The 230-nt window shown below is 53.5% G+C and carries 1 pseudogene; it reads right to left on the reverse strand.

Annotated features, from left to right (window positions below):
- A pseudogene (locus L7A20_RS11945) lies at positions 1-173 on the reverse strand (IS256 family transposase); the annotation flags it as partial.
- Between the last annotated feature and the right edge of the window lie 57 nt (positions 174-230).

Genomic DNA, 230 nt, shown 5'->3' on the forward strand with positions numbered 1-230 from the left:
TTGGGGTTTTCGGCGTGTTTGGGGTAGCCGAGGTGGTCGGTGAGTTCTTCGTCGAGGGCAGCTTGGATGATGTCTTGGGTGAGGGTTTTGAGTAGGGTGTCGCTGCTGAGGTCTAGGCCTTGTTCTTTGGCTTGGGTGATGAGGTTTTGGGCGAGTTGGTGTTCTGTTGTCATGGTGTTATTTTCTCCTGTTGGGGTTGGGAGGGTTTACACCGTTTTCCTGACAGTCCC

The sequence above is a fragment of the Rothia nasimurium genome (assembly GCF_928381415.1).
GTDB lineage: Bacteria > Actinomycetota > Actinomycetes > Actinomycetales > Micrococcaceae > Rothia > Rothia nasimurium_H.